General features: G+C 36.6%; 3 protein-coding genes and 1 pseudogene. 1 reads left to right on the top strand and 3 read right to left on the bottom strand.

The window, feature by feature from the left end; all coding sequences use genetic code 11:
• Positions 1 to 749, top strand: a 749-nt coding sequence (locus tag A9Q93_RS02385) for an enoyl-CoA hydratase/isomerase family protein (RefSeq protein ID WP_303685782.1), incomplete at its 5' end; no start/stop codon positions are given.
• A gap of 411 nt (positions 750 to 1,160) precedes the next feature.
• Here the strand turns inward: A9Q93_RS02385 and A9Q93_RS02380 are convergent.
• The 3 genes and pseudogenes from A9Q93_RS02380 to A9Q93_RS02370 all read right to left on the bottom strand — a co-directional run.
• Positions 1,161 to 2,318, bottom strand: a complete 1,158-nt coding sequence (locus A9Q93_RS02380; protein ID WP_303685781.1) for a metal ABC transporter permease — start codon at positions 2,316 to 2,318, stop codon at positions 1,161 to 1,163.
• Entirely contained in the window at positions 2,315 to 3,427 is a 1,113-nt protein-coding gene (locus tag A9Q93_RS02375; protein ID WP_303685780.1) for a metal ABC transporter permease, read from the bottom strand. Before A9Q93_RS02375 ends, A9Q93_RS02380 begins: the two co-directional genes overlap by 4 nt.
• Before the next feature lie 136 nt (positions 3,428 to 3,563).
• Positions 3,564 to 3,651 (bottom strand): annotated as a pseudogene (locus A9Q93_RS02370) (peptide transporter); the annotation flags it as partial.

Raw genomic sequence — 3,651 nt, 5'->3', positions numbered from 1 at the left:
CTACCGAAAATAAAATAACTACAATAACTATTAATAGACCTAACAAGCTCAATGCACTCAACAAAGAAACCATTGAAGAATTAAGTCAAGCAATATCTTCTGCAGAAGAAGATGTGGACACTCGAGTAATTATTCTGACTGGTAGTGGCGAGAAAGCTTTTGTCGCTGGTGCTGACATTTCTGAATTTGCAGATTTCTCTCCAGAAGAAGGAAAACGACTTGCTGGAAAAGGTCAGGAATCACTCTTTGATGCGGTAGAAAATTGTTCTACGCCTGTTATTGCCGCCGTAAACGGCTTTGCCTTAGGTGGCGGACTAGAACTTGCCATGGCAGCACATTTTAGAGTAGCAAGTGGAAATGCTAAATTAGGATTACCAGAGGTTTCATTAGGTGTGATACCAGGTTATGGAGGTACGCAACGATTACCTCAACTTGTAGGTAAAGGTCGCGCCATGGAAATGATCATGACAGCAGGAATGATCAATGCTGGGACAGCACATGAATATGGATTAGTTAATCATGTAGTTACACTTGAAGAATTAATTCCTACTTGTGAAGAGCTTGCTGGCAAAATTATGAAGAACAGCCCGATGGCTATAAGCGCAGCTATAGATGCTGTAAATGCAGGCTTTGTAGATGGAACAGACGGTTATCAAGTAGAAATCGATAATTTCGGTTCATGTTTTGGAACAGAAGAGTTTGTAGAAGGAACTACTGCCTTTTTAGAAAAGCGTAAGGCTGAGTTTTAGAAATTTATAAATATTTACCATATATCACAAGAGGCGGAATTAAATCCGCCTCTTTTTTTGTGCTCAACTGAATTAATAAATCGATATTTATACTTTATCGTCCATATGAATTCCGTTTTATTTCAGTTTTTACCTTTACTCATTTCTCCTGTGTCTATTTTTATAGTAATAGCCTACTATCAAGATTTCAAGAGAAATAAAAAGTATATCGCTTCAGGCTTCAAGTTTATACTGTGGTTTATAATATTTACGGTATTCTACTTCGGCATCGCAACGATTCTAAATATTACTATTATTACCTCCATACTAGCTTTTGGAGTTTTAGTTCCGATGATATTGATTCTAAAAAGTATTGTGATTAAAAATGGTCATAGCTAATGAATGTATCACATAGAATTGAAGAGCAACAAATCATCCTCTAAACAAAAAGAAGTCGTCTTTCATGTCTTCGATCTTTTCGTCTTTATTCGTGATAATGTAGTCCAAAGCTTTTTCGGTAAAATCAAGACCTTTCTGTGTTAAAGAGACAACATGATCTTGAATGAGAATCATATTGTTTTTCTCTGCTAAATCAAGAACCGTTTGAGCACGTACTTTGCCCCAATTGATGTGTTCTTGTAAATGTGCGACTCTGCGTTCTTCTTTGCTGTCGTGATTGTTCAAGTGCAGTAAAAAAGTCAATAAAGACACTTCTATACGTTGTCTTTTTTGTTTGAATAAAACGGCTATCAATCCTTTCGAAGGTGCAAAAAGATAAACTAGCAAAAATATCAAGCCCAAGACAGTAGTTATCGATCCACTAATCGAAGCATCTAACCATGCAGCAAAATAATAGCCACCTACCGCACTCAGTATTCCAAATAAAACAGATAGCAAGATCATTTTCCTTAAATCTGTAGTCAATAAATATGCTGCTGCTGCCGGTGCGATCATTAAAGCAACGACTAATATCGCTCCTACCGCATCAAAAGAAACTACCGTAGTTACCGATGCGACACTCATTAATCCATAATGCATGATCACAGGAGAAAAACCTAAAGCTGAAGATAAGCCTATATCAAAAGTGCTTAATTTCAATTCTTTGTAAAAAGCAAAAAGTAAAATGATAGTAAGCAATAAAACTGCCGAAATCGTCCACAAACTCTTAGCTCCATAACTTACTCCATCAATCATCAGTTTATCAAAGGCAGCATATTCCAATCTTCCTACAAGGACTGCATCAGTATCTAGATGTATGTCATTTGCATAAATAGCGATCAATAAAACTCCAATACTAAACAATGCAGGAAATACCAACCCTATCGCGGTATCTTCTTTTACTAATCCTGTTTTTTGAATCGCTTCTACGAGAACAACCGTAATAATCCCACTAAAAGCTGCGAGCAGAATCAACCATGGTGAGGCAAGATCTTCTGTAATAAAAAAGCCGATCACGATCCCAGGTAAAATGGAATGACTAATTGCATCACTTATCAATGCCATTTTACGCAATACAAGAAACACTCCTGGAATCGCACAAGCGACTGAAGTAAGACAAGCGATCAATATAATGGCTAACTCACTATTCATGATTCTGGTAAATTAGTATTATATAAATTTGCTGCCGTTTCAAAACCCTTTTCTGTCAGAGCCCAATCTTGACCTTGAATGGTAATCCAGTTTTTGTCTGCTAGTTTGCTCAAAGTTCCCTTAGTAAAACCTTGAAATCCGTTAAGGATTCTAATCGAGTGTGGCCTGGTAATATCTTGATGTTTTTCTACAATACCGTACATAAAGTATAAAGTCTTTTTAAGCTCTAGATCACGACGGTTCCTAATTAATCGTATTTGCTTGAAAAGGATTCCTCTTCCAGGAGAGAAAACAAAAGAGACTATCACAAAAACTGCTGCCACAAGAACAATTACCGGTCCAGTAGAAAGATTGTTGTATGTCGCACTTATCGCAGTTCCAAACACACCAGAAAAAGCACCAAAAATAGCTGCAAGCACCACCATCGTACCTAGGCTATTAGTCCACTGTCTAGCTGCAGCTGCTGGAGCGAGTAACATCGCACTCATTAAAACTACACCTACGGTTTGCAAACCTATCACAATAGCAAGAACGATAAAAAAGCTGATCAATCCATCAATAAAGCGCGTATTGAATCCTAAAGTCATCGCATAATTTTTATCAAAAAGAAGCAATTTAAATTCCTTCCAAAACAAAAACATCACTACTAGACTTATGCCTGTCACAATAATCATAACAAGCACATCACTTTCTACTAAAGTCGCTGCCTGACCGAATAGGTATTTATCTAATCCGGCCTGATTTGCATCTGGTTGTTTTTTTAAATAACTCAAAACCAATTCACCAAAACCAAAAAACAAACTCAAAATAAGCCCTAAAGCTGTATCGGTTTTTAAATGTGTTTTAGTTACAATTCCTCGTATCCAGACCGTTCCTATAAATCCACTGACTAATGCGCCTAGAAGTAATACATTAGAATCTTTTAATCCTGTAAATAGAAAAGCTAGAGCTATTCCAGGTAACGCTGCATGAGAAATTGCATCGCCTAAAAGACTTTGTTTTCTCAACACTGCAAAACTTCCTAGCATACCACAAATAGCACCTAAAACAGCTGTTCCCAGTGTTATGGTGCGTAACGTGTAATCTGTAAAAAAGTCTACTAGTTCCATTAACTTATCCCAACCTTCCTAAAGGGAAGTAATTTTTTTAATCTTATTGTTATTCTTATCTCGCTTTCGCGAAAGCGAGATCTATTTATAATTCACTTTAAATATTCAAGTTGAAGTTCGAATTCGAGTTCAAACGCTACTGTTGCACTGCAACTTTATAATTAATTCCATAAGTCTTAGTCAAATTATCATCATTAAAGATGTCTTTTACTGGACCAGTTGCA

It is taken from the genome of Nonlabens dokdonensis (genome assembly GCF_002162835.1).
Taxonomy (GTDB): Bacteria; Bacteroidota; Bacteroidia; order Flavobacteriales; family Flavobacteriaceae; genus Nonlabens; species Nonlabens dokdonensis_B.
The sequence above is the reverse complement of the archived record's forward strand: the minus strand, read 5'-3'. Positions and strand labels throughout refer to the sequence as shown.

Bases quoted from the DNA above. Each gene is read 5' to 3' on its own strand.
- A9Q93_RS02375 (WP_303685780.1), bottom strand. From the start codon at position 3,427: ATGGAACTAGTAGACTTTTTTACAGATTACACGTTACGCACCATAACA.
- A9Q93_RS02380 (WP_303685781.1), bottom strand. From the start codon at position 2,318: ATGAATAGTGAGTTAGCCATTATATTGATCGCTTGTCTTACTTCAGTC.